Genomic DNA, 22787 nt, shown 5'->3' with positions numbered 1-22787 from the left:
TCATGGCGCGCAAGCAGAAGCGACGCTGGCGCTCCCGTAGCGACGAGGGCCACGCCCTGCGGATGGCGATCGGCGACCTCGCCCGCGCCGCTGCCGAACCGGGCTGGTCGCGGCTGGTCGTCCGCCGCGCCCAGGTCGGCGCGTACGCGGTGACCACCGTCACCCGCGACGGCCACGAGATCATCGCCGAGGGCATGGACGAGCCGTTCCAGCGCCTCCGTGAGCTGTCGTACAGGGCCGACGCCGGCACCTGGTTCACCTGCGAGCTGGCGTTCTCGGCCGGCACCCGGGGCTGCACCGGCCGCGTCGACTCCTCCGCACGGCCGTTCGAGCACGTGCCTGCGTTGGCGGCGCTGGCGGAGCTGACCACGTTCCCGCGCGCCGAGCCGCCCGCCTGGCTGCTGGACGCGCTGCCGACCGCCGCACCCATCGGCCTGCCCACCACATACGGCGACTGCTACGACCGGTGGCGCGACGGCGACCAGCCGCCACCGCCGCCGATCACCGGAGGGTTGGCCTACCATCCGGCCAGGACCCTGATCGCCCGCTCATTCGCCCAGCGTGAAAGGCACGGCGGCCGCCACCGGATCCTGCTGTCAGGGCAGGCCGACGACCCCCAAGCCGAGTTCCTTCTGGTCGAGAGCAATCAGGAGCTCTATGGGGTGGGACGCCACGGCGGCACGCGCGGCGCTCTTGAGGGCATTCGCTCCGTCACGCTGGACGGCACGGTGCTCCGGCTCGAGCTGACTCCCGAGGCCGCCGACCTGCTGGAGACCGAGACCACCTTCGAGGTCGGCCTGGACCTTCCGTCCGAGCAGATCAGCGAGCTACGCACCGCCCTGGCCGCCATGCTGAAGTCCGTCGCCGAGCCACCCGAGCTGATCGGCTTCTGAGAAATGGCGCAAAAACGCGGAACGCCCGGACCCCGTGATCACACGAGCCGGGCGTTTTGCCTGTTCAAGTCGAGAGCCCCCAAACGGAATCGAACCGTTGACCTTCTCCTTACCATGGAGACGCTCTGCCGACTGAGCTATAGGGGCCTGTCCGTCGCTGCGGACAGGTGTAACCATACACGGCACTCAGCGATGATGCGAACTCGTTCCGGCCCGGATGATCTCCTCCGGTTCGCGCCGCGCGGGAAGCTCGATCACCTCGCACAGATCGGCCAATTCGACGTGCCTGGCCACCTCCGCCACGGAGGAGCAGTCCGCGACCACCCATCCGTGCCTGCGCACCCGCAGCACCTGTCGCCCGGCCCGCACGGCGCCCACGACCTCATAGCCGTCGAGACCGACCCATCGCCTTTCCATAGCGGCACAGAGTAGCCTCAGGGTCTCTCAATTTTCGCCACGCCACAGGCGTTACCGCCATACCGACTCAGTACCGGTAGAACCCCGCGAAGTTCTTCAGCCGCGCGATGTCGTCGATCCGCACCACGGCCCCGGTCTCGGGCGCGTTCATCATCTTGCCCTGGCCCAGGTAGATGCCCACGTGGTGGGTTCTGACGGTCTTCTTGGTGATTTTGCCGAAGAAGACAAGATCGCCCGGTACGGGAGCGGAGTCCACCCGCCGCATCCTCCGGACGTGATCATTGGTGTTCCCAGGCCCCAGCACGTCCTCGCCATGTGCCAGCGCGTACACCCATCGGGCGAACCCCGAGCAGTCGAGCCCCCGCGTCTTGGCAGCCGGGCAGGGTTTGATCCGGCCCTTGTAGCCCTTGCAGGTCCCCTTCGACGGCCCCGGCCGCTCCGCGTGGCCGCCGCCCCATGAGTACACGATGCCGCGCCGCTCGATCTCGTACGCGATCTGCACGATCCTTGGCAACACGCGTGTGGCGAACGGCATGGAAGCCGTGGCGGTCAGCAGGATCAGCACTGCCGCCACGGCTAACCGCCGCTTCATCCCGTCCCAGTTCCCTTCTGTCGGGCCCCGGGATTCAGTCTGCCTTATCCCCTACTTATCCGTACTTATCTGGCTTTATCCGGCTTTGAGGGAGAGCTTCACGGAGCCGACGGTGATGTTCAGGCCGACCGTGCCCTTCGACTTGCGGGGCTTGGTGGTGAACGTGAACGTCACCTTCTTGCCGCGTGGCAGGTCCGCGATCGTGCAGCGCACCGCCGTGCCGCTGTACGAGCACCCCGGCGCCTTGACCACGCGCTGCCCGCCGAACGCCCGCCCGGAGACCTTGACGTTCGTGACAGGGTGCGGACCGGTGTTCGCGACGGTGATCGTGTAACTCCGCCTGCTCTTCGCCGCGCCCGTGACCGACACCTCCGCCGGCGGGTTGGCCATCGCCTTGAGCTGGGCCTCCGAGCCGTTGAACGCGTTCGCGCCGCCGACCAGCGGCCCCTTGTCCGCCGACTGCCAGAAGGTGTGCCGCTTCCAGCTCTTCGGCAACTCCCCGGGATCGCTGCCCCAGCGCGCGAGCCAGAGCGGGTTCGACTTGAACTTCGTGGAGTTGCCCGTGCAGGTCTGCCACCAGCTCGTGGTGGTGTAGATGATCGCGTGCCGGCCGGTCCGCGCGCGGTACCTGGTCGTGAAGTCCTTGAGCCAGGTGACCATGTCCTCGGTGGACAGGTCGTAACAGTGGTTCTTGCCGTTCTTGTCCTTGTACGGGTTGTCCTCGATATCGAGCACCCCCTGCAACGTCTGGCCGTCGGCGATCCAGCTGCCGCCGTTCTGCAGGAAATATTCGGCCTGTGTTGCCCCATCGGATTCGTGCGGTTGCGCGAAGTGATATGCACCGCGAACCAGTCCGGCCGCCGCGGCACCGCCGAACTGGGCGTCGAAACGTGGGTTACGGTAGTTCGTCCCCTCGGTGGCATGGACGAACGCGAACTTCCCGCCCCCAGAGGCGACGCTTTCCCAGTCGATGTCACCGGTCCAGTTGCTGACATCGACCCCAGGTACGCCATCGGCCGCCTCGGCGACCCCGCCACCCATCCCAAGCGCCACGATTACCGCGAATAACCAGAGACGTTTCACGCCGCAGATCATTGCGGAGCTTCACACAATTCCGCAAGTCCAGAAATGTCAACCGATTTCGAGGTATCGAGCCAATACACCGGCCCCAGCGCCAGCGGCTCCGCTCCTGCCGCCCATTCCCGCCAGCGCGCGTCGCCGACGTCGGCGTCGCCGTGGATCGTGTGCCGCACGCGGGCCTCGTATCGGCTCCTGGCGAGCTCGGGCGGCACGTGGCACCAGACCTCCCGCACCCGCGCCGAACCGGCCCCATTGAACTCGATCCCCGCTCTCGCGAGCCCGGCCCGCACGACCGGCCGCAGCGGCGCCAGCCACGGACTCTCCATCACCGCGCCGCGCCCGGCGTTCGCGAGCAGCGTCCACATGCTCTCGCCGGCGGCCGCCCCCAGCCGCCGGCTCCACTCCTGCTCGCTCATCCCGGCGGGCTTTTCGAGCATGTCGGCAAGCGTCTCCTTGAGATCGTCCTTGCAGAAGACCGGCAGGCCGAGCACCCGTCCGAGCGCTCGCGCCACCGTCGTCTTGCCCGACCCGGGCAGCCCGTTCACCAGAACCACAAGCATGCCGCTCCTCCACCCGCCCGACCGATTTCGAAATTCTCCGCCACTTTCCGAAAGACCGCACGTCAGAGCCCTGAAACTGGCGGTCATCGGCAGGTCACGGAGCGGGGATTTTCGCAGGTGGGGACTCTTTATGAACGTGATGTTCGCGTTTGCCAAGAGCGGTTTTGGCTGCACAAACTTGATGCGATTCTCCATCGAGCCCCCGACCTGGGGTTCCTTCGCCATGCCCGCAGGAGGCCGACCATGATCCATGCCCGGGGCTTGACCCGAGTGTTCAAGCTCAAGAAGAAGGAGACCGTCGAGGCCGTCCGTGGCATCGACCTCGACGTCGAACCCGGCCAACTGGTGGCGTTCCTCGGCCCGAACGGCGCCGGCAAGTCGACCACGCTGCGCATGCTCACGACCCTCCTGCCACCCACCTCGGGCACCGCCACGGTGGCCGGGCACGACGTGGCCAGGGACCCGGCAGGCGTACGGTCCCGCATCGGCTACGTCGGCCAGCGCGACAGCGCGGGCGAGGACTTCCTGGTCCGTGACGAGCTGGTCACCCAGGGCCGCTGCTACGGCATGCCCGTCAAGGAGGCGGCGGCCCGCGCCGACGAGCTGCTCGACCTGCTCGACCTGGCGCCGCTGGCCAAGCGCCGCCCGGGCACGCTCTCGGGCGGCCAGCGCCGCCGTCTCGACATCGCGCTCGGCCTCGTCCACCGCCCCGACCTGCTCTTCCTCGACGAGCCTTCGACCGGGCTCGACCCGAAGAGCCGCGCCGAGATCTGGCAGCACATCCTGCGGCTGCGGGAGGCGTACGGGACGACGTTGTTTCTCACCACCCACTACCTGGAGGAGGCCGACACGATGGCCGAACGCGTAGTGATCATCGACAACGGCCTGATCATCGCGGACGGCACGTCGGAGCAGCTCAAGAACGATCTGGCCGGCGACCACATCACGCTCACCACCAGCACGGAGGAGGAGGCGCGGCGGGCCGCGGAGATGAGCGGCGGCGGCACGGCGGCGGGCACGACCGTGCGGCTGCGGGTCGCCAACGCGGCCGCCGCCCTGCCCGAGTGCCTGCGTGCCCTGGACTCAGCCGGCATCAAGGTCACCACGGCAGAGACCACCCGCCCCACCCTCGACGACGTGTTCCTCACTCTCACCGGGAGAAGCCTCACCGATGACGACATTTCTGCGTGACACCACCACCGTCTTCTCGCGCGAGTTCAAGCCCGCCCTGCGCAATCCGGCCGCGCTGCTGTTCGAGATGGGGCAGCCGCTGTTGTTCCTGTTCTTGTTCGGGTCGCTGCTGGACGGGGCCGTCGGGTCGTCGTGGCAGTGGTTCGTGCCGGGAATCCTGGTCATGATGTGCCTGACGGGGCCCATGTCCGCCGGTTACACGCTGCTGGTCGAGCTGATCGGCGGCTCGATGGAGCGCATGCTGGTCACGCCCCTGAACCGGACGGCGATGCTGGTGGGCAGGGCCATGAAGGCGATGATCGTGCTGCTGGTCCAGGCCGTGCTGATCATCCTGATGGCGGTCCCGCTGGGCTTCGAACTGCACACGGCGGGGGTGCTGGCCGGCCTGGCCCAGCTGGTGGTCTTCGGGGTCGGGCTGGGCGCGCTCTCGTTCGTCCTGGCCATCAAGTCGTTCCCGGCGGGCACGCTGTTCTGGGTGGTCAGCCAGTCGATCATGTTCCCCCTGCTGCTCCTGTCGGGGGTGCTGCTGCCGCTGGAGACGGCCCCGGCGTGGCTGCGCACGATCGGGCAGGTCAACCCGGTGACGTACATCGTGGACGCCCAGCGATCCCTGTTCGCCGGCGACCTCGGCGACCCCTCGATCCTGTACGGCACCGCGTCCGCCTGCCTGATCGCCGCAGCCGGCCTCTATCTGGGCAACCGCGCCATGCGCCAGGGCGTGGTCTGATCAGGGACTGATCGCCAGGAACAGGAACGCCGCGAACAACACCAGGTGCACCCCGCTCTGCATGAGCGTCGCCCGGCCCGGCACGACCGTGAGCGTCGAGACCACCACGGTCAGGGCAAGCAGCACCATGTGGGTGCCGCCCAGGCCGAGCAGCAGCGGCCCTTCGAGCCAGATGGACGCCACCGCGATGGCCGGGATGGTCAGCCCGATGCTCGCCATCGCCGACCCGAGCGCCAGGTTCAGGCTGATCTGGACCTGGTCGCGCCGGGCCGCGTTGAGTGCGGCGATCGTCTCGGGCAGCAGCACCAGCAGCGCGATCACCACGCCGACGACGGCCTGCGGCAGCCCGGCCGACGACACCGCCAGCTCGATGATCGGCGACTCGACCTTGGCCAGGCCGACAACCGACACGAGCGCGACCAGCAGCAGCCCGAGGCTGGTCAACGCGGTGCGCCCGGAGGGCCGGGGCGCGTGCTCCTCGGGATCGATCGTGTCGATGGTCGCGCTCACTTGGCCCTCGCTGGTCACGCGAGCTACCGCTCTCGGGCCTGAACGTTCGCCGCTCCGTGCGCCGTCCCTGGGGACCGGCAGGAAGTAGTCGCGGTGCCGTACCGTCTGGGTCAGCACGAACAACCCGTACAGCGCCAGCGAGGCGACAGCGGCGAAGCCCAGCTGAGCGGGTGAGAACGCCGGCCCTTGTGCGCTCGTCGTGAACGTGGGCAGCACCAGGCTCAGCGTGGCGAGCGTGGCCACGGTGGCGAGCGCCTTGCCCGTGCCCTCCGCGTTGAACGCCGCGGTCCGCCGTTTCAAGGTGACGGCGAGCAGGGACAGTCCCACGATGCCGTTGCAGGAGATCATCACGGCCGCGAACACGGTGTCGCGGGCCAGCGACCCGGCCTGCGCGCCACCGGTGATCATGAGGCTGACGATGAGCGCCACCTCGATCACCGTCACGGCCACCGCCAGCACCAGCGAGCCGAACGGCTCCCCGACGCGGTGCGCGATGACCTCGGCGTGGTGCACGGCGGCCAGCACCGCTCCGGCCAGCAGCAGGGCCACTATGATCGCGGGCGCCACCGCCAGCGTGCGGCCCCAGGAAAGCCCCAGCGCGAGCAGCGCCAGGGCGGGCATGAAAACGGTCCACAATCTCGCAGCGTTACGGATCATATACAAGGCGTTCTTCCCTTCTTTCGGGGACAGGAAAGGGGTTTCACCTTGATAATGCCTTGACATCCGTTTTTGAGGGGAATCGCGTGGCCCATGTGATCGCGACGAGCACCGTGCCCTGGATCCCTGTGGCGCACCGCATTGACGTCATGCTCTCCGGGACCGTTCCGCCCCTGGAGCACACCACGTCGGCATTCGCGTTCGTCGCGGACGGACTCGGCAGGACCCTGATGACCTGCGTGGATCGGGAGGGGCGGGGTTGGGACATCCCGGGCGGCCATCTCGAGCCCGGGGAGAAGGCGATCGACGCCGCGGTACGCGAGCTGCACGAGGAGACCGGCCTGCGCCTGCCGGCCGCCACCCTGTCGATCTTCGCCTGGCAGCGCATCGAGCTCCTTGACGCCCCGCCCGCCGACTACCGATATCCGTCGTTGACGTACATGGCCATGTTCCGCGCCGTCGTGCCGGGCCCGGGCGACCCGACCCGGCCGCCGGCCGGCTCGGAGAGCACCCGGGCCGAGTGGCTGCCGCGTGCCGACATCGAGCGTCTCTGCGGGCCGCGTACGTGGCTGACGTTGCTAGAGCGCGCGGGCTCGCTCTAGGTCTTCCCCGCGGTAGAAGTGCTCGGGAATGCGGGCCAGTGTGGAGGGATGGACCTGCGGTCCCAGGCCGTACAACTTCTGGAAGCTCATGATCAGCGGCCGCCAGGCGTCGGGATCGATCCGGTCGCTCGTCCCGGCCATCCGGATCTCCTCGTGCACCCAGACCCGCTGCACGCGTACCTCGAACGCCAGCACCCCGCCGTCGTCCCCCACCGGATGCACCGCCTCCACCACGGCCTCCATGCTGACCGGGCACTCGGCCACCCGCGGCGGCGTCACGGTCTCGGAGGGCGTGGCGGTCAGGCCGGCCCGCTGGAACTTGTCCGCCACGTACCGGTACCCGCGCTCCCACTTGCGGTCGGGAACGGGATCGGAGCCGGTCGTGAGCGCGAGCCGGTCGACGGCCGCGGCGAGCGCGTCGGACGGCAGATTCAGTACGCACTCACGTGTCCTGACCAGGTTCTGAGCCGTCTTGGCCCGTGAACCCAATCCCAGCATCCCCCGCCAGCCGAGCCAGAAGGCCGACGACATGGGTGCCAGGTTGGGGGTGCCGTCCTCGTTCGTGGAGGAGATCAGCACGACGGGCGTGCCGAAGTAGAGAATGTTGGGCTCGATCCTGGTGTGCTGGTCGAGGAAAATGCTCATGCCCACGACTATCGCCGCTGGTCAGGCGCGACGCTGGCGCGTATCGGACGCCTCAGCAGCGGCTCAGGATCCGGGCGCCCAGAGCCGCCTTGACCTCCGGCCATTCCTCGGCGATCACCGAGAAGATGGCCGAGTCCCGCACCTTCCCCTCCTCACCCGGCGCCCACGAGCGTGACCAATTCCGCAGCACGCCCTCGAACCGGGCGCCGAGGCGCTCGATCGCCCGCCGCGAACGCGCGTTCCTGGCATCCGTCTTGAGATCGACCCGCACCACGCCGAGCACCTCGAACGCGTACGTCAACAGCAGGAGCTTCGCCTCGGCGTTGATCCCCGTGCCCTGCGCCGACGCCGCCAGCCACGTCCACCCCACCTCGATCGCCCGCAGGTCCTCGCGCCCCGGCCAGAAGCGGGGATCCCAGAAAGCCGTGCAACCGACGGCCCTGCCATCCGCCACCCGCACCTGCGCGAACGGCGTCAGCCCCGGGCGCTCCAACTGCTCGCGCAGGTACGCCTCCATGTCCGCACCCGGAGGCACCAGGGTGAACGCGTAGGCGGAACGATCCTCCTCCGCCGCCCGCGCCAGATCCGCCGCGTGCCGCATCGTCAGCGGCTCCAGCCTGACCAGGGATCCGTGCAGCACAGGAACATCGAGCCGCAGGCTCATGAAACCTCCTCATCGTTCCTGGCGTTGGCACCTTGCCGCTTCGGGGCAGGTTGCCGGACCGTCACAGGGCCAGGTCCCTCAGATCCTCTGGATGAAATCTCGGTGCGCCGATCATACCGTTCGGCAATCCACCGGAAAGCCTCCTCTGTCCGCTCGTCCTCGTCTTGTCAGTGCCGTGTGCGATGATCCCCGGCATGAACGGCAGCATGGTCGTGCAGACCGCCACCGAATGCGCGAGATTTCTCCGCTCCGTAACGGACCGAGACTGGACGCAAACCCCCATTCCCGGAATGGAGTGGACCGTCGCGAGGACCGTGGCTCACGTGAGCGACTGCCTGTTGTGGTACACCACGGATCTTGCCGCCGGCGAGCAGGAGCTCAGCACCGCGGAGATCCGTGTCCGCCCGGAGTCGAAGCCAGACGACCTCATCACCACGATGACCACATACGCGACGATCCTCGCGCGCGTCGTCGACGGGACTCCACCCGGAGGACGTGGATGCCATCCCTTCGGCCTCGCGGACGCCTCCGGCTTCGCCGCGATGGCCTGCGACGAGATGCTGGTGCACACCGCCGACGTCGGCACTGGCGTCGGTCAAGCCTTTCTCCCGGCCGAGACAGCCGCGGCGGCCACGTTGCGTCGCCTGTTCCCGTGGGCACCGGCGGACACGGACCCGTGGGAGACGTTGTTGTGGGCCAACGGCCGCAACGACCTGCCCGGCCAGGAGCGGCAAGTGGGGTGGAGGTGGCACTGCGCCCCGCTGAGCGAATGGAACGGCGCCAACCCCAGACGCCGGACCTGAGCCCTCTAGATGGGGCCCGTCAGCGGAAGAGGTGCACGTGCTCGGCCACCCACTGGGCGAAGGTCCGTGCCGGTCGGCTTGTGACCTCCTCCACGGTCGGTAGCACGATGGAGCCCTCAACCGGCGGGTTCGTCTCCAATTGGATGGCGAACTCGAGGTACTCGTCCGGATAGCCGGACGCTCGCATGTCCTCGCGAGCTTGCTCTTCCGTGAGCCGGACGAGCTCCACGGGACGCCCGATGGCCGCACTGATCGTGCTCAGCTTGTCCGGCAGCGTCAGGGCCTGTGGACCGGTCAGCGCGTAGGCCTTCCCCGCGTGCCCATCCTGGATCAGCGCGGTGGCCGCCACCGCGGCGATGTCGGCCTCGTGCACCATCGCGCTGGACCGACCACCGTCGAACGCCCGGACCACGCCTTCGGTGCGGATGGACTCCGCCAGGTCGAGCGCGTTGGCCATGAACTCCACGGGACGCAGGTGGGTCCACCCCAGATCGCTGTCGTCGAGAGCCTGTTCCACCGTGCTCGGATCCCATCCGCCCAGCACCGTCACTCGCTGCACGCCGGCCTTGGCCGCCATTTCGACGATCTCGTGCCCGGTCTGCAGCGGCCCGCCGTCATCTCCACCGAACGTGATGAGGTGGAGGCCGGTGACCCCGTCCCATACGGGCCTGAGCGTGTCCGGGTTCGTCAGGTCTCCCTGCACGACCTCGGCCTCGGCCGGCAGCCTGGCCGCTGCTGGATCGCGTGTCAGAGCTCGCACGCGCTCGCCTGCCCGAATGAGCTGCTCGACGAGTTGACGACCAACGGTTCCGGTCGCTCCGGTCACAAGAACGGTCATGAGTCGGCTCCGCTCTCCTCTAGGGGAAACATGAGCGGAACGCTAGAGCTCATTGAGGCCGGATCGTTTCCGCATTCGCCGCTGCCTCGGCAATCATCCGTGGGCGCCGCCCTGGCCTCGCAGTTGGCCATGGGCGGCGCCCTGCGCGCGATACGCGCCTATGCCGGTGTGATCACTGCCCTGGCTACGAGCGGGACGAGAGCGCGACCGGGCCGGACCAGGGCAGCCCGTCCGTCGGCCACAGCTCGGCCTGCCGCTTGACCGTGTTCTCGACCCTGCCGCCCACCGGGCAGCGGAAGCCGTGCGGAGGCACGGTCAGCGAGATCAGGTAGTTGTCGATGGGCACCGTGCTGCACTCGTCCTTGCCGTAGATGCGGTGACCCCAGCCCTCGTACGTGAGCAGCACGGCCTTGGAGCCGAGCTGGCGGTTCACGTTGGCGGACCATATCCACGGGGTGGAGGGGTCGTGGATCGAGTTGCCCAGCAGGATCGGAGCGCTGCCCGTGTAGCGCAGCGTGTGCTGCGGGTTGGTGGTGGGGTGGTTGAGGCAGACGGGCAGGTCCTCGATCGGCATCGGGTTGAAGCGCATGTCCGGGGCGAAACGGGCGGAGTTCCGCATGATCTCGGCGTACTCGTCATAGTTGCGCACCCGGAGGTTGTAGTCCTCACAGAGGATCACGGTCGGCAGGTGGGCGACTTCCCCGGACACGGGCTGCCGGCCGGGCAGCGGCGGCACCCACGACGGCGGCTCGCCACCGTCCAGGGCGCGAATCACCTCGCTCATCAGCTGCCAGGCAGGCCCCTCGGTGCCCAGCACGCCGTTCCACAGGAGCTGCAGCTCGGTCATCGGGCGATCCGGAACGCCGGGCCAGTAGAGCTCGCCCTTGCGCGCCTTGTCCAGCAGCCTCGCCCACACCGCGCGGACGTCCTGCCCGTGCAGGGCGCAGCCGGGCTCCTGGTCGCACCAGCCGACGAACTGGTCGAAGGCGTCCTCGACGGCGGCGGCCTCGGTGTACAGGAACGCCTTGACACCGAGGCTGTGGTCCATGTTGCTGTCCAGGGCGAGAGCCCGGATCCGGTTCGGGAACAGCTCGGCGTACATCTGCCCGAGCAGGGTGCCGTACGAGACCCCGTAGAAGGTCAGCTTCTCTTCGCCGAGCGCGGCGCGCAGGGCGTCCATGTCACGTGCGACGTTGGCCGAGTCGACGTGGTCGTACAGGGGGCCGGTGCGGGCCCGGCAATCGGCGTGCAGCCTCTTGTTGTAGGCGGTCCACTTGTCGAAGTCGGCCTGGCTCTTCATGACGGCGTACGGCATCTCGTTGTACACCGACGCCGAGCAGATCACCGGGTTACTGCGGCCCACGCCTCGGGGGTCGAAACCGACGATGTCGAACCGCTTCTGGATCTCCTCGGTGAAGAATCCGGGGGAGCTGTAGGCGAACTCCACACCCGATCCGCCCGGGCCACCCGCGCCGAGCACCAGAGACCCGATCCGGGCGGCGGGGTCGGTGGCCTTGCGCCGGGCGACGGCGAGGTCAACCGTGGGCCCGTCCGGCTTCGACCAGTCGATCGGGACGGTGAGCGTGCCGCACTCGGCGGCGGGCTCCTCCTGGCAGGGCTCCCATGCGATGCTGCTCCTCCCGCTGACCGCCGAGACACCGCTCTCAGCGGCCGCCCCTGCCGGTGACAGGGGTAACAGCGCCGCCAGGGTCACGAAGGCGGCGGCGAGCACGGAAGATCTTCTTCGCACATTGCTCCAATCGTTGGTCGGCGGCCGGCCTGCTCACACGACAGGCGGCCGATCCTCGATCATCCCGGGTCAAGGGCGCGCGCGCAGAAGGTTAGGAAATTTCGCACAAGTGACCGATTCCGCCGCTTTTGTCCAGGTCCGCCCCGCCACATGCACGGGGCTTGGTCACCCGCGATGTGGTGGACCAGCCTTGATGCGCTGCACACGTGGTCCGAGGGCTGCTCTATCCGTGCCAAGAGCGGTGAGTCTCCAGTGCGTGGGAGAACTGCTCAGCGGCTTCGGCAGACTTGGCGCGGACCAGCCCGGCGGTCAGCATCCGGGCAGGCGCCGGCCCGGCGATCCAAGCCTCCAAGTTGGCATACCAGTCGGCGTCGTGTCCGCTGTGTACGGTGAAATCCTCCACGAGCCATGCCATATGGCGGGCCGCCGCCTCGGGGTCGAGTGCCTCCCATTCGGCCAGGTAGGGAGCCAGTTCCAGACCGAGGGTATCCGCGATGATCTCGATCATGCTCATGACGTCGACGTCACGTGGATAGTGAAGAAGAGTCTGTCGCCACCACGCATTGACGACGGTCATGATGGCTTCCTGCTCGGCTTGCCTCAGACTTCGCCATCCGAACGTGACCCACCGCATCACCGAGTCGGCGTAAAGGCCGTCGAGCTCTTCGAGGATGAGCAGTTCCAGCAGCCGGGGCAAGTAGTGCTTGAACTCTTCGAGGTCTCCCCACGTGGAGATGGCGTGCGAAGCGTACGGCTGCAGCGCGGATGCGGTGAGCAGACGAAGCGGTGCCGCACGTGCTGCCTGAACGCTTTCAGGCGACACGCAGTGGTCGCACACGGCGGTCTCGGCGGGAAGTGGGTATCGGGAGAAGACCGCATACAGGTTGTCCAACGCCGAGCCGAGATCAGACAACGTGTTCACCCACGGATGCTACGGCGCCTTCGACAAGATCTCATCAGAGTTCGCCACAGACCGGCCGTCCGCTCCCACGACGGGAGTGCGTAGCGTGCCAAGCCGGTCGATCTCGACCTCCACGACGTCGCCCGGCTGCAGCAGCCACGGCGGCGTAGCGCATCGCCGAGATCAGCCCCAACCATGTGGCCAAGGCCGTCTACCTGAGCATGACGCGGTTCATCACCGAGATGTCCGAGCACGCCGATCCCGACGACGGCCGCGACGAGGACTATCTCCGCCTTCGGCTGGAGGTGCACGCGGAGCTGGTGAACGCGATCATCGCGGGCGATGTCGCGCGCACCGTGGCGGCGGTCGAGCGCCACCACGCCCCCTCGTGAAGGAGGTCCCTCCGGGTGGGGGTGGCCACGCTCACCTCCGTCGGTGAGCGTGGCCGCAGTTGGGTCAGACTCCGAACGCGGCCGGGTAGCGGATGGTGCCGGACGGCACGGGCCGGCTGGGGTCGAAGACGAGCGCCATCATGTACTTGTCCTCGACGTCGAAGGGCGACCGGATGCCATGGCGCGAGGCCGGGACGAAGCCGAAGCGGGGGTAGTACTCGGCGTGGCCGAGCACGAGCACGAGGTTTTCCCCCTGCTGCCGGGCGGCGTCGAGGGCGCCGCGGATGGCGGCCGAACCGGCGCCGCGCCGCTGGTGCTCCGGCCGTACGGCGCACGGGCCCAGGGTGAGGGCGGGGAAGCCGTCGACGTGGCAGCGGGTGAGCAGCGCGAACCCGGCGATGGCGCCGTCGGGCTGCTGCGCGATCCACGAGAGGCCGGGCAGCCAGGCCGCCGGGTCGGCACGCAGGGCCTCGACCAGGTCCGCCTCGTGAGGGGTGGGGAAGGCGGCGAGGTTGACCTCGCGGATCTGGGCGAGGTCGGCGGCGGTCTCGGGGCGGGTGATCCAGGAAGTGGTCATGGGGTGTTCGAGTCCGTTTCTGTGCTCGCCTGCCGATTCGATCAAGTGCGTGCCGTTCGATATGGAAAGCTACAACCGTCGTTCCCGTACGGGACCGTGCTTCATCTGAGCAGCCAGCAGGGCAACGCTCACCTGCACTGGCACGTCGCGGCCCTGCCACGCCCCGACACGTCGGAAAGCCGTCACGGCGAGGCCGCGCGCACCGTTTGGGCGGCCACCAGGGCGGCGTAACGGCCTCCATAGGCCAGGAGCCGCTCATGGGTGCCCCACTCGACAATGCGGCCGCCGTCGACCACCAAGATCAGATCCGCGTCGCGGATGGTGCTCAACCGGTGTGCGATGACGATCCGGGTCTGGGTGAGCCGGGCGAGGTGGCTCTCGATCGCCGCCTCGCTCTCGCTGTCGAGGTTGCTGGTCGCCTCGTCCAGCAGCAGGATCTTCGGCCGGGAGAGCAGGGCACGCGCGAGGGCGAGCCGCTGCCGCTGGCCGCCCGAGAGTCCGGCGCCCTCGGTGAGCATGGTCTCGTACCCCATGGGCATCTGGCGGATCTCGGCGTCCAGGCGGGCCGTCTTCGCCGTCTCGACGATCCGGGCGAAGGACGCGTCGGGGTCGTTGAGCGCGATGTTCTCCCTGATCGTGCCGGTGAAGAGCGAGGGGTCCTGGGTGACGACGCCGAACTGCCGCCGCAGCGTGCGCAGGTTGAGCTCGCTCACCGGCACCCCGTCATAAAGGATCTCGCCCGTGGTCGGCGTGTGCAGGGCCAGCAGCAGCCGGGCCAGCGTGCTCTTGCCCGACCCGGAGGGGCCGACCAACGCGACCTTCTGGCCGGGTTCGATCTTCAGTGAGATGCCCTGGAGCGTCCACGGCGCCCGGGGGTCGTACCGGAAGCCGACGTTGCGCAGCTCGACCGCGCCGCGCAACCGGAGGACCTCGATGCCTTCGGAGGGTTCGGGGTCGGAGGTCAGGATGTCGGAGAGCCTGTCGAAGTGGGCGCCCGCCTGCTGGAGGCTCTGCATGCTCGCCATGAGCGACGACAGCGGTGTGAGCGCGCCGACGGCGATGGCGTTGAGCGCGAGCAGAGTGCCCAAGGTGAGGTCCCCGTCCAGTGCCCGCCAGGCCCCGACCCACAGCAGGCCGAGCGGGGCGAGCACGCGGAAGGCGCCGAGCGCCGCCTCCAGCAGGCCCTGGGTGATGCCGCCGCGGATGTCCGCGTTGAGCTGGGCGGTGAAGTTCTTGGACCATTGGTCGACCGCGCGCTTCTCGGCCCCGGACGCCTTGAGGGTCTCGATTCCCCCGATGGCCTGGATCAGCTGGCTCTGCGTCGCCGAGAACGCGGTCAGTTCCTGCTGGGCGAGGTAGTTGACCCGGCGGCTGGTCGCCAGCAGCAGCACGATCTGCAGGACGGCGACGCCGAGGAGGCACGCACCGAACAGCGGGTCCTGTATGAAGACCAGGATCAGGTATCCGATCGCCAGCGGCCCGTCCAGCAGGGCTGACAGGATCTGGCCGGTCAGCATCTCCCTGAGCACCGCGACGCTGCCCGCCCTGGTGACCAGGTCTCCCTTGCCGCGCAGCGCGAAGTAGCGGTACGGCAGGGCGACCAGGTGGGAGACCACTCCCCGGGTCAGCTCGGCGTCGGCGCCCGCCCGGACCGCGACCAACAGGACCGACCGCAGCGCGCCGACCACGAACTGTGTCACCGTGGCGAGCAGTATGCCCGCGCCGAGCACGCCAAGGAGCGTATCGGCACCCATGGGCAGCACCCGGTCCACCAGCACCTGCGAGAACAGCGGCAGCACCAGCCCGAGCGCCTGCAGCAGCAGCGACGCGAGCACGACCTGCGCGAGCAGGCCCCGCCGGCGCATGACGAGATTCTTCAGGAACTGGCGCCGCCACGTGCTCGCCGCACTGGAGCGCCCCCGCCGGAACGCCGGGCCCGGCTCGAAGGCCAGCAGGACGCCGGTGAATCCGGCGTTGAACTCCTCCGCCGAGAGCCTGCGCCGCCCCCGCGCGGGGTCCACGATGTCGACGCGATCGGGAGCCCAGCGCTCGACCACGACGAAGTGGTTGAACTCCCAGTGGACGATGGCGGGCATGGGGATGCGGGCGAGGTCCTCGGGTTCCAGTGAGAAGGCCTTGGCGGTCAGCCCCGACTCACGGGCGCCCGCCACGATGGCGAGCGCGGTGAGCCCGTCCCTGCCGACCTGGAGCCGGTCGGTGAGTTCGTGGAGCGAGAGGCGGTGCCCGTGGAACGACAGCACCATGGCCAGGCACGCCGCCCCGCATTCGGCGACGGTGTTCTGGAGCAGGACCGGCACGCGCCTGCTCATGACGAAATCCCTGATGCCACGACGAGCGCGAGGCCGCCCCCGATGGCGAGGAGCACCATGACCAGCCCCCAGAGAAGCACGAACCACCTTCGCCGGATGACCAGCGGCTTGCTCTCCCGGGTGGCGGGGTCGGCGTACCGGCGCAGCGCCTCCTCACGGTAGATGGGGCGGCTCATGACCAGTGCCATTCGATCGACGCGCGCTCGCGGCGCTCGGCCAGCCAGGCGTTGAAGGCGGCCTGCCCGGCGGCGGCCAGGGTGGCGGGGTCGTCCTCGGCGGGACGGCGTTCGATCACCGAGCCGGTGAGGAAGCCCTTCTCATGCCGGACGGGCCCGACGACGCTCCCGGGCTCGGCGCCCCGCAGCGGCTCGGGCAGCTCGTACTCCCACCGGTCGCCCACGATCGCCTGGACCTCACCGGCGGCCGCCGTCAGCGAGGCGATCAGATCGGCGGGCGCGGCGGCGGCGAGGGGGGCCGGACCCGTCACCCACAGAGCCCGTACCCTGGCGAACTCGGCGCGGCGCGTGGCGAGGCAGGCGGGGGCGAGCTCCGCCTCCTTGCGCCGCCGGAACCTGCGGCGGCGGGCGATGCCGCCGACATACTCCTCGAACTGCGGCAGGGACATTCCGACCTGCTCAAGCCAGGCGACGGTCGCCGCGCGGTCGTGCAGGCCGCGCCCTCTGCGGAACTCGTCGGCCGCCGCCTGGAGGTCCTCGACGGCCAGCGGCTCGTCGTCGGCCATCACCTCGTTGAGGAGCAGGCACTGCTCGACGATCTCGTCGTGCGGGGACATGGTGGTGCGGGAGAGCGAGCGCAGCATGGTGAGCGCCTGGGCCACGGACAGGTGAACCTGGTCCACGCTGACCAGCTGGCCCGCCGCCCAGTGGGTCGAGTGCTCGATCAGCCAGGGCACGCCCTCGTCGGCCGGGGCGGTCAGCGCGACCGTCCCGCCGTCCGGGTGCGCGAGCAGGAGGTCGTAGTCGACCACCGGTGTACCGGGCCGGAGGTCGACGACGAGCTGGGCATCGGTTCCCGGGTTCTCGGCCGTCCACTCCGCGGCGGTCCTGCGGGCCGCGTCGACGTGGGCGCGCCTGCGGGGCAGCCCGCGCAGCAGTTCGACGGCGGACTCCAGCACGGCGCCGAAGTCACTCATGGGACTCTCCTTCTTGCGCAGGGGTGACCGTCTGACCGGCGATCTCGTCGCGGGCGAGCCAGGCGGCGATGGCGTCGCTGATGGGCAGGCCCGTACGCATCTCAACGAACCCCCAGGCGCCATTGGGGTTGATCTCCAGGAAGACGTAGTCGCCTTCCGGTGTGAGGATCAGGTCGATGGCTCCGTACGTCAGCCCCAACGAGGCGACCAGCTCGACGCACCGCTTTTCCACGTCCGCGGGAAGCGCGTGCGCGGCGTACCTGACCCGGTCGTCGTCGTAGTGGCGCCAGTCCTCCCTGGCCGTCCGGGACGCCTGTGAGTCGATCTCGGCGGCGAACACCTCGTCCGCCACGACGATCACGCGCAGCTCCACGGCCTTGGACACGTACGGCTGGAGGATCACGGGCTCGTGCTGGAGCAGGTGCCGTGAGGTCAGGTGACGGCGGGTCAGCACGGTCGTGTACGTACGGTGCTCCTCGCCGTCGATCGTGAAGTCATCGGAGTTGATCTGCTTGGCGATGAGCCTGCCCCCGGCACGCTCGTACGCCGGGACCAGCTCGGCCGGGTCGTTGGTGAACGACGTCTTCGGTATGGAGAAACCCAGCGCCGCCGCGCGGGCCATATGAATGATCTTGTTGTGGGCCTGACGCTCTGGCTCGCGCCGCGCGGGCAGCCACCGGGCGGGGATCAGGTCCCACGCTCCGTCCAGAAGGAACTGCGCCTGCCAGGCGACGTGCTCTCGATGGCTCGGCTCCGACACCTCGGCCGACGCCGCCGAGCGGGTCGGGCGCCTGCGCCACACCGCCGTCACCGTCGAAAGATCGAGCGTGCCGTTGTCGGTGTGGAGGGTGATTCGGTGCTCTCCGTCCGCGAAGGTCACCGTGAGGCGGCTCCTGGCGGGGAACTCCCCGCTGTCCCACCAGGTCACCGCAATGTTCCGGCGCAGCAGCTTCGGCATCACCAGGTCGACCGTGTCGTCCAGAGGCTCGCTCAGTATGAGGATCATGTTCCAGTCGCCTCGCTCGCGGTGTCTCTCAGCGTGAAGACGGCGGCGGAGCGGGCCGGGGCCCGCTCCGCCGCCGCGGAAGGAGATCAATGTGAACGGATGGTTCTCATCTTCCTGATCAGAACTCGCCCGGTACGGGGTTAGTTGTTCTCCCACTCGGCGGGCTTGCCACCGATGTACCAGGAGATGGTCCACCGGCCGCCGGCCACGTCGCCCAGCTCGGCCTCGGTCAGCTCGGCGCCGTCGATGGCAAGGTCGTTCAGCGAGATCTTGGACATTTCGTCCCCCTTTCACCGCTTCCGCGGTGTGTCTTCGTTCCCCCGGTGTTTCCGTGGAACCTGTCGTGCTTACGAAGACGAAGTTAGGGATGACGACTTGGAAGGTAGTTGGAGCAGACTGGGATCTTGACTTGCGGTTCTTCTGCCAGCGCTCTGAGCTGCGCGAACACGGCATCGAGCCGGACGAGGAGGATATCCTCCGGCACTGGGACGGCTGTTTGACCGGGTCCGTCAGCCGGTCCCGGTCATCGCCGCGAGGCGGCGGGCGAGCAGGGCGGCGGCCTCCCGCAGCTCCGGCGGCTCCAGCACTTCCACCTCGAAGCGCAGCCTGGCCACGTGCACGGCGAGCCACTCCAGGTCTTCCCCGCCGACGACGAGCACGCACCACCCGTCGCGATCGTCCTCGACCCGCCCCACCTGGGGCGGCACCAGCTCCCGCACCTGGTCGGGCCGGGCGTGCACCCGCACGCGGGCGAGATACCGGTACGGCGCCGCGGTCACGGACCGCTGCACGTAGGCGACGGGGTCCGGATGCTCTCTTGCCCGGAAGCGCCAGGTCGTCGCCGCCACCTCGCGCATCCGGTCCAGCCTGAAGGTGCGCCAGTCGTCGCGGTCGACGTCCCAGGCCATCAGGTACCAGCGGCGGCCGGTGGCGACCATCCGCACCGGCTCGACCGTGCGCTCGTACTCCCCGCCGTCGCGGCCCGCGTACCGGAACCGCACCCGCACGGCGTCGCGACAGGCCCGCGCGAGCGTCACCAGCAGCTCCGGATCGATCTCGACCCCAGGGCCGACCAGGGTCTCGGTCGCGCCGTGCACCGCTCGCACCTCGGCGCGCAGCCGGGGCGGCATCACCTGGTCGAGCTTCGCCAGCGCGCGCAGTGCCGCCTCGCCGGCCCCGGCGACCGTGCCCCCCGAGGCCAGCCGCAGGGACACCGCCGTCGCGATCGCCTCCTCGTCGTCGAGGAGCAGCGGCGGCAGCCGGGTGCCCGCGCCGAGCTGGTAGCCGCCGCCGACGCCCGGCGACGCGTGCACGGGGTAGCCGAGCGCGCGCAGCCGCTCCACGTCGCGGCGCACCGAGCGGTCGGTGACTCCCAGCTCGGCGGCGAGCTCGGTGGCGGTCCAGGACGGCCGGCGCTGCAGCAGCGCCAGCATCCGCAGCACCCGCTCGGTGGTCGCCTCGACGGTCACGCGGTCATCGTTTCACACATCACGGAACGATCCTGTCCGGTATTGGCGGCAGGGTGGAATCATGACCGACCAGACTTGGAACCCTCTGCTCCGAGAGCAGCTCGCCTGGCACTGGACCAGCCAGCTGCGCGATCGGCTCGACGGGCTCACCGACGACGAGTACTTCTGGGAACCGGCGCCCGGCTGCTGGAGCGTGCGCCCGCGCGGCACCGGCACCGCACCGGTGCAGGCCGGGGCCGGCGCGATGACCATCGACTTCGCGATGCCGGTGCCCGACCCGCCACCGTTCACCACGATCGCCTGGCGACTCGGACACGTGATCGTCGGCGTGCTCGCGATGCGCAACGCCGCGCACTTCGGTCGCGCGCCCACCGACTACTACTCGTTCGAGTACGCCCCGACCGCAACCGCGGCGCTGGCCCAGCTCGACGCGGAGTACGCCACGTGGCTGGCCGGGGTCGAATCCCTCGGCGAAACCGGCCTCGCCCGCCCGTCCGGGAAGGCGGAGGGAGAGCACGCCGAGCGTCCTCTGGCAGCGCTGGTCCTGCACATCAACCGCGAGCTGATCCACCATCTGGCCGAGGTGTGCCTGCTGCGCGACCTCTACCTGCACACCCACCAGCAGACCCGACAGGAGGCGAGCTGAGATGGCCCGCGACGTCCAGATCACCTTCGACTGCGCCGACCCGGCCGGACTGTCGGCCTTCTGGGCCGAAGCCCTCGGCTACCCGCTGCAGGACCCGCCCAAGGGCTTCGAGTCGTGGGAGCAGGCCCTGGAGGCGATGGGCGTGCCGCCCGAGAACCGCAACGACGCCTCGGCGGTGGTCGACCCCGAGGGCTCGCGGCCACGGCTGTTCTTCCAGCGGGTGCCGGAGGGCAAGCAGGCCAAGAACCGCGTGCACCTCGACGTGCGGGCCGCGCCCGGGCTCGAGGGCGAGGCTCGGATGGCGGCCCTGGAGGCGGAGGCCGAGCGGCTCGTCTCCCACGGCGCCACCCGGCTCCAGCGCTACGAGCCCGCTCCTCCGCTCGGCGCCGGTCACATCATGATGGCCGACCCCGAGGGCAACGAGTTCTGCCTCGACTGATCAGGCGCCCGGCATCCCACTAACCGGAGAACCTCTGCGCGAGGTCCCGGGCCCACTGCGCGGCCTTGGCCGCCTCGTCGCCGGTGACGGGCGCGCCGGGCCACCGGCTCAGGCGCTCCACCTGCTCGGCGAAGCGCAGGTGCTCCTGGTGAGCGTGTTCCCGGCAGGCGAGGCAGGTGACGCTTTCCGGACGAGACGAGGTCATCGCATAGGGCACCTGGAGTCCGCAACCGGTGGTGACGACACTCGGTGCGTCGGGCACAGCACCCAACGTCGACGCGATCAGGTTGCGGTAGGCGGCACCGGCCTGCATCACCTTCTGCTCGACGTGGATGTGCGGATCGGTCTCACTCATCTGCGTCCGCCTCCGTCCGGGTCGTCCCGGACTCAGACTAATGCGTTTGGTGACGGGCCTCCTTACACCGCGAGCAGGCCGCGCAGGACATAGGGCATGATCCCGCCGTGCCGGTAGTAGTCAGCCTCGCGCGGGGTGTCGAGGCGGAGGCGGGCTTGGAAGGTGACGTCATCGGCGGTGAGCGCTTTGGTCTCTTCCATCAGCCGCCTGACAGCGGAGGGGCGGCCGGGTCCACGCGGCCGATCCAGTTCGGCCAGGTCGTAGGGGCGGGCGGCATCGGTCGCCGTCAGCGATACCTCGCGGCGGAACACCGAGAGGCGCCACCCGATGAGCGATCCGGAGGGTGCGGCAAGCGTCAGCCTGTGACCAGGTCCATGCGGAGGAACTCGGTGATGCGGAGCAGCTTCGGTGGGCGTGCCACCTCATCGGGGAGGGCCTGGAACGCCTCGTCTTCCCCGACGAGGCGTGGGGAGGCGAGTTCCACCTCCCTTTCGTCGACCCAGAGCCGCGCACCTTCGGCTGCCAGGACGTTCTGCACCCAGTCCGAGCGCGATCCATAAACCAGAACGAACAGGTAGCCGCCGTCGACAGGATGCGCATCGAGCGGCGTGCGGTACGTCGCGCCGGAAATGCGACCGACGTGAATCAGCACCGGCCACTTCCCGCCGGCGATCGCGCGAGGGTTGAACACCCTCTTGTTCACATGCCCCCACCACTTCGGCATCGGCATCGGGATCTCCTTCTCTCGCCCTGGGGGGCGCATTGTAGGTCGGACGTTCGCCGAGCCCTCAGCTGATGCCGACCCGAGAGGACTTACACCAGTAAGGCGGCTTACAGATGTAAGGTTGGCTTACGCTTGTAAGGTTGTCAATCCGCGCATCCCGGAGCCGTCGTGTCACGACCATCACAACCACTCAGCAGAGGTCTCGTGCTGGAAGCCGCGATCCGGGTCGCGGATCGCGGCGGCGTGGAGGCGATCACGATGCGTCGGGTGGCGCAGGAACTGGGCGTGGAGGCGATGTCGCTCTACCACCACGTACCGAACAAGGACGCGATCCTCGACGGCGTGGTCGACATGGTGTTCGCGGCGATCAAGCTACCCCGTGTCGAGTGCGACGATTGGCGCGACGCGATCCGTGCGCGCGCCTCCTCTGCACGTGCGGTCCTGTCGCAGCACAGCTGGGCTCTCGGCCTCATGGACTCCCGTCATAACCCGGGGCCGGCGACGCTACGCCACCACGACGCCGTCCTCGGCGTCCTCCGGGAGGCGGGGTTCACGCTGCCGATGGCCGCGCACGCTGTCTCGCTCATCGACAGCTACATCGCCGGGTTCGTCCTCCAGGAGGCGAACCTGCCGGTGACGACGCCGGACGATGTCGAGGAAGTGGCCGGCAGCATCCTCGAGCACCTGCCGGCGGACGAGTTGCCGTACCTCACAGAGATGATCGTCGACCACGCCCTGCGGCCGGGCTACGACCACACGAGCGAGTTCGGCTACGGCCTGGACCTGATTCTGGATGCGCTCGAAGCTCGCCGGAGGTAGAGCCCCGGCAAACCCTGCCGGATCCTGCTATCTTCGTCGAAGCCGCC

General features: G+C 69.1%; 29 protein-coding genes, 1 tRNA gene and 1 riboswitch. Of the genes, 9 read left to right on the top strand and 21 right to left on the bottom strand.

The window, feature by feature from the left end:
* Positions 1-2: 2 nt before the first annotated feature.
* A complete protein-coding gene (locus EDD27_RS47480; protein ID WP_127939258.1) occupies positions 3-893 on the top strand; it encodes a hypothetical protein in 891 nt (296 codons plus the stop codon).
* Positions 894-967: 74 nt separating this feature from the next.
* Here EDD27_RS47480 and EDD27_RS47475 read toward each other — a convergent pair.
* The 5 genes from EDD27_RS47475 to EDD27_RS47455 form a co-directional block, all read right to left on the bottom strand.
* Positions 968-1040: transfer RNA gene (locus EDD27_RS47475), tRNA-Thr, on the bottom strand.
* Positions 1041-1079: 39 nt separating this feature from the next.
* The gene (locus EDD27_RS47470) at positions 1080-1310 is read right to left on the bottom strand and encodes a transposase (RefSeq protein ID WP_127939256.1); all 231 of its coding nucleotides are present in this window, start codon (positions 1308-1310) and stop codon (positions 1080-1082) included.
* Positions 1311-1377: 67 nt separating this feature from the next.
* A complete protein-coding gene (locus tag EDD27_RS47465; RefSeq protein WP_127939254.1) occupies positions 1378-1902 on the bottom strand; it encodes a C40 family peptidase in 525 nt (174 codons plus the stop codon).
* Between the two features lie 75 nt (positions 1903-1977).
* Positions 1978-2985: a GH25 family lysozyme gene (locus EDD27_RS47460; protein WP_164904117.1), complete on the bottom strand. Its 1008-nt coding sequence runs from the start codon at positions 2983-2985 to the stop codon at positions 1978-1980.
* Between the two features lie 8 nt (positions 2986-2993).
* Positions 2994-3542 carry a P-loop nucleotide/nucleoside kinase family protein gene (locus EDD27_RS47455; RefSeq protein ID WP_127939250.1) on the bottom strand — a complete coding sequence of 183 codons (549 nt, stop codon included), beginning with the start codon at positions 3540-3542 and terminating at the stop codon, positions 2994-2996.
* 243 nt (positions 3543-3785) lie between these two features.
* On the opposite strand from EDD27_RS47455, the gene EDD27_RS47450 reads away from it, so the two are divergent.
* On the top strand, positions 3786-4733 hold the full coding sequence (locus EDD27_RS47450) for an ATP-binding cassette domain-containing protein (protein WP_127939248.1): 948 nt from the start codon (positions 3786-3788) through the stop codon (positions 4731-4733).
* A complete protein-coding gene (locus EDD27_RS47445; RefSeq protein WP_127939246.1) occupies positions 4714-5460 on the top strand; it encodes an ABC transporter permease in 747 nt (248 codons plus the stop codon). The genes EDD27_RS47450 and EDD27_RS47445 overlap by 20 nt, the downstream gene beginning before the upstream one ends.
* On the opposite strand, the gene EDD27_RS47440 is transcribed toward EDD27_RS47445, so the two are convergent.
* A complete protein-coding gene (locus EDD27_RS47440) occupies positions 5461-6591 on the bottom strand; it encodes a calcium:cation antiporter (protein WP_206641984.1) in 1131 nt (376 codons plus the stop codon). It lies immediately after the preceding gene.
* Between the two features lie 122 nt (positions 6592-6713).
* Here EDD27_RS47440 and EDD27_RS47435 point away from each other — a divergent pair, with 122 nt between their 5' ends.
* Complete coding sequence (locus EDD27_RS47435; protein ID WP_127939243.1) at positions 6714-7229, top strand: NUDIX hydrolase; 516 nt, start codon at positions 6714-6716, stop codon at positions 7227-7229.
* Here EDD27_RS47435 and EDD27_RS47430 read toward each other — a convergent pair.
* Together EDD27_RS47430 and EDD27_RS47425 are read right to left on the bottom strand one after the other, a co-directional pair.
* On the bottom strand, positions 7206-7874 hold the full coding sequence (locus EDD27_RS47430) for a flavin reductase family protein (protein WP_127939241.1): 669 nt from the start codon (positions 7872-7874) through the stop codon (positions 7206-7208). The two genes, EDD27_RS47435 and EDD27_RS47430, sit on opposite strands and share 24 nt — an antisense overlap.
* Before the next feature lie 52 nt (positions 7875-7926).
* Complete coding sequence (locus EDD27_RS47425) at positions 7927-8538, bottom strand: GNAT family N-acetyltransferase (protein WP_127939239.1); 612 nt, start codon at positions 8536-8538, stop codon at positions 7927-7929.
* A gap of 6 nt (positions 8539-8544) precedes the next feature.
* Positions 8545-8636, bottom strand: a riboswitch (SAM riboswitch).
* 84 nt (positions 8637-8720) lie between these two features.
* Between EDD27_RS47425 and EDD27_RS47420 the strand changes: the two genes are divergently transcribed.
* Entirely contained in the window at positions 8721-9341 is a 621-nt protein-coding gene (locus EDD27_RS47420; protein WP_338324716.1) for a maleylpyruvate isomerase N-terminal domain-containing protein, read from the top strand.
* 19 nt (positions 9342-9360) lie between these two features.
* Here the strand turns inward: EDD27_RS47420 and EDD27_RS47415 are convergent, their stop codons facing one another.
* The 3 genes from EDD27_RS47415 to EDD27_RS47405 all read right to left on the bottom strand — a co-directional run bounded on the left by EDD27_RS47415 (position 9361) and on the right by EDD27_RS47405 (position 12851).
* Positions 9361-10179 carry an NAD(P)H-binding protein gene (locus tag EDD27_RS47415; protein WP_127939235.1) on the bottom strand — a complete coding sequence of 273 codons (819 nt, stop codon included), beginning with the start codon at positions 10177-10179 and terminating at the stop codon, positions 9361-9363.
* 184 nt (positions 10180-10363) lie between these two features.
* Positions 10364-11929, bottom strand: coding sequence for an alpha/beta fold hydrolase (locus EDD27_RS47410; protein WP_127939233.1), 1566 nt, complete (start codon positions 11927-11929; stop codon positions 10364-10366).
* A gap of 223 nt (positions 11930-12152) precedes the next feature.
* Positions 12153-12851 carry a hypothetical protein gene (locus EDD27_RS47405; RefSeq protein ID WP_127939231.1) on the bottom strand — a complete coding sequence of 233 codons (699 nt, stop codon included), beginning with the start codon at positions 12849-12851 and terminating at the stop codon, positions 12153-12155.
* 152 nt (positions 12852-13003) lie between these two features.
* Here EDD27_RS47405 and EDD27_RS47400 point away from each other — a divergent pair, with 152 nt between their 5' ends.
* A complete protein-coding gene (locus EDD27_RS47400; protein ID WP_127939229.1) occupies positions 13004-13222 on the top strand; it encodes an FCD domain-containing protein in 219 nt (72 codons plus the stop codon).
* A gap of 64 nt (positions 13223-13286) precedes the next feature.
* Here the strand turns inward: EDD27_RS47400 and EDD27_RS47395 are convergent, their stop codons facing one another.
* The 7 genes from EDD27_RS47395 to EDD27_RS47370 form a co-directional block, all read right to left on the bottom strand.
* Entirely contained in the window at positions 13287-13799 is a 513-nt protein-coding gene (locus tag EDD27_RS47395; protein WP_127939227.1) for a GNAT family N-acetyltransferase, read from the bottom strand.
* A gap of 182 nt (positions 13800-13981) precedes the next feature.
* Positions 13982-16129 (bottom strand): peptidase domain-containing ABC transporter, encoded by a 2148-nt coding sequence (locus EDD27_RS47390; RefSeq protein ID WP_127939225.1) that lies wholly within the window; start codon positions 16127-16129, stop codon positions 13982-13984.
* A complete protein-coding gene (locus tag EDD27_RS47385; RefSeq protein ID WP_127939223.1) occupies positions 16126-16305 on the bottom strand; it encodes a hypothetical protein in 180 nt (59 codons plus the stop codon). The genes EDD27_RS47390 and EDD27_RS47385 overlap by 4 nt, the downstream gene beginning before the upstream one ends.
* Positions 16302-17282, bottom strand: coding sequence for a TIGR04500 family putative peptide maturation system protein (locus EDD27_RS47380; protein WP_164904115.1), 981 nt, complete (start codon positions 17280-17282; stop codon positions 16302-16304). The genes EDD27_RS47385 and EDD27_RS47380 overlap by 4 nt, the downstream gene beginning before the upstream one ends.
* Positions 17275-18288, bottom strand: a complete 1014-nt coding sequence (locus EDD27_RS55095) for an MvdC/MvdD family ATP grasp protein (RefSeq protein ID WP_164904114.1) — start codon at positions 18286-18288, stop codon at positions 17275-17277. The genes EDD27_RS47380 and EDD27_RS55095 overlap by 8 nt, the downstream gene beginning before the upstream one ends.
* A 140-nt stretch (positions 18289-18428) precedes the next feature.
* Positions 18429-18566 carry a putative ATP-grasp target RiPP gene (locus tag EDD27_RS47375; protein ID WP_127939219.1) on the bottom strand — a complete coding sequence of 46 codons (138 nt, stop codon included), beginning with the start codon at positions 18564-18566 and terminating at the stop codon, positions 18429-18431.
* A gap of 231 nt (positions 18567-18797) precedes the next feature.
* Positions 18798-19721, bottom strand: coding sequence for a helix-turn-helix transcriptional regulator (locus EDD27_RS47370; protein ID WP_206642313.1), 924 nt, complete (start codon positions 19719-19721; stop codon positions 18798-18800).
* A 97-nt stretch (positions 19722-19818) separates the two neighbouring features.
* Here EDD27_RS47370 and EDD27_RS47365 point away from each other — a divergent pair, with 97 nt between their 5' ends.
* Together EDD27_RS47365 and EDD27_RS47360 are read left to right on the top strand one after the other, a co-directional pair.
* Positions 19819-20403 (top strand): DinB family protein, encoded by a 585-nt coding sequence (locus tag EDD27_RS47365; protein ID WP_127939215.1) that lies wholly within the window; start codon positions 19819-19821, stop codon positions 20401-20403.
* Position 20404: 1 nt separating this feature from the next.
* A complete protein-coding gene (locus EDD27_RS47360) occupies positions 20405-20842 on the top strand; it encodes a VOC family protein (RefSeq protein WP_127939213.1) in 438 nt (145 codons plus the stop codon).
* Positions 20843-20861: 19 nt separating this feature from the next.
* Here EDD27_RS47360 and EDD27_RS47355 read toward each other — a convergent pair whose 3' ends face one another.
* From EDD27_RS47355 to EDD27_RS47345, 3 genes are all read right to left on the bottom strand, one after another.
* Positions 20862-21197, bottom strand: coding sequence for a hypothetical protein (locus tag EDD27_RS47355; protein ID WP_127939211.1), 336 nt, complete (start codon positions 21195-21197; stop codon positions 20862-20864).
* A 62-nt stretch (positions 21198-21259) separates the two neighbouring features.
* Complete coding sequence (locus EDD27_RS47350; protein WP_127939209.1) at positions 21260-21508, bottom strand: hypothetical protein; 249 nt, start codon at positions 21506-21508, stop codon at positions 21260-21262.
* Positions 21509-21552: 44 nt separating this feature from the next.
* The gene (locus EDD27_RS47345; protein WP_127939207.1) at positions 21553-21927 is read right to left on the bottom strand and encodes a nitroreductase family deazaflavin-dependent oxidoreductase; all 375 of its coding nucleotides are present in this window, start codon (positions 21925-21927) and stop codon (positions 21553-21555) included.
* 198 nt (positions 21928-22125) lie between these two features.
* Between EDD27_RS47345 and EDD27_RS47340 the strand changes: the two genes are divergently transcribed.
* Positions 22126-22740, top strand: coding sequence for a TetR/AcrR family transcriptional regulator (locus EDD27_RS47340; protein ID WP_127939205.1), 615 nt, complete (start codon positions 22126-22128; stop codon positions 22738-22740).
* Positions 22741-22787: the final 47 nt, after the last annotated feature.

This window comes from Nonomuraea polychroma (assembly GCF_004011505.1).
Lineage (GTDB): Bacteria > Actinomycetota > Actinomycetes > Streptosporangiales > Streptosporangiaceae > Nonomuraea > Nonomuraea polychroma.
Note: the sequence above shows the minus strand (reverse complement) of the source record. Positions and strands in the feature narration are given on the sequence as shown.

Bases quoted from the DNA above. Each gene is read 5' to 3' on its own strand.
- EDD27_RS47480 (WP_127939258.1), top strand. From the start codon at position 3: ATGGCGCGCAAGCAGAAGCGACGCTGGCGCTCCCGTAGCGACGAGGGC.
- EDD27_RS47470 (WP_127939256.1), bottom strand. From the start codon at position 1,310: ATGGAAAGGCGATGGGTCGGTCTCGACGGCTATGAGGTCGTGGGCGCC.
- EDD27_RS47465 (WP_127939254.1), bottom strand. From the start codon at position 1,902: ATGAAGCGGCGGTTAGCCGTGGCGGCAGTGCTGATCCTGCTGACCGCC.
- EDD27_RS47455 (WP_127939250.1), bottom strand. From the start codon at position 3,542: ATGCTTGTGGTTCTGGTGAACGGGCTGCCCGGGTCGGGCAAGACGACG.
- EDD27_RS47450 (WP_127939248.1), top strand. From the start codon at position 3,786: ATGATCCATGCCCGGGGCTTGACCCGAGTGTTCAAGCTCAAGAAGAAG.
- EDD27_RS47445 (WP_127939246.1), top strand. From the start codon at position 4,714: ATGACGACATTTCTGCGTGACACCACCACCGTCTTCTCGCGCGAGTTC.
- EDD27_RS47440 (WP_206641984.1), bottom strand. From the start codon at position 6,591: ATGCCCGCCCTGGCGCTGCTCGCGCTGGGGCTTTCCTGGGGCCGCACG.
- EDD27_RS47430 (WP_127939241.1), bottom strand. From the start codon at position 7,874: ATGAGCATTTTCCTCGACCAGCACACCAGGATCGAGCCCAACATTCTC.
- EDD27_RS47425 (WP_127939239.1), bottom strand. From the start codon at position 8,538: ATGAGCCTGCGGCTCGATGTTCCTGTGCTGCACGGATCCCTGGTCAGG.
- EDD27_RS47420 (WP_338324716.1), top strand. From the start codon at position 8,721: ATGATCCCCGGCATGAACGGCAGCATGGTCGTGCAGACCGCCACCGAA.
- EDD27_RS47415 (WP_127939235.1), bottom strand. From the start codon at position 10,179: ATGACCGTTCTTGTGACCGGAGCGACCGGAACCGTTGGTCGTCAACTC.
- EDD27_RS47395 (WP_127939227.1), bottom strand. From the start codon at position 13,799: ATGACCACTTCCTGGATCACCCGCCCCGAGACCGCCGCCGACCTCGCC.
- EDD27_RS47390 (WP_127939225.1), bottom strand. From the start codon at position 16,129: ATGAGCAGGCGCGTGCCGGTCCTGCTCCAGAACACCGTCGCCGAATGC.
- EDD27_RS47385 (WP_127939223.1), bottom strand. From the start codon at position 16,305: ATGAGCCGCCCCATCTACCGTGAGGAGGCGCTGCGCCGGTACGCCGAC.
- EDD27_RS47380 (WP_164904115.1), bottom strand. From the start codon at position 17,282: ATGAGTGACTTCGGCGCCGTGCTGGAGTCCGCCGTCGAACTGCTGCGC.
- EDD27_RS55095 (WP_164904114.1), bottom strand. From the start codon at position 18,288: ATGATCCTCATACTGAGCGAGCCTCTGGACGACACGGTCGACCTGGTG.
- EDD27_RS47375 (WP_127939219.1), bottom strand. From the start codon at position 18,566: ATGTCCAAGATCTCGCTGAACGACCTTGCCATCGACGGCGCCGAGCTG.
- EDD27_RS47370 (WP_206642313.1), bottom strand. From the start codon at position 19,721: ATGCTGGCGCTGCTGCAGCGCCGGCCGTCCTGGACCGCCACCGAGCTC.
- EDD27_RS47365 (WP_127939215.1), top strand. From the start codon at position 19,819: ATGACCGACCAGACTTGGAACCCTCTGCTCCGAGAGCAGCTCGCCTGG.
- EDD27_RS47360 (WP_127939213.1), top strand. From the start codon at position 20,405: ATGGCCCGCGACGTCCAGATCACCTTCGACTGCGCCGACCCGGCCGGA.
- EDD27_RS47355 (WP_127939211.1), bottom strand. From the start codon at position 21,197: ATGAGTGAGACCGATCCGCACATCCACGTCGAGCAGAAGGTGATGCAG.
- EDD27_RS47345 (WP_127939207.1), bottom strand. From the start codon at position 21,927: ATGCCGATGCCGAAGTGGTGGGGGCATGTGAACAAGAGGGTGTTCAAC.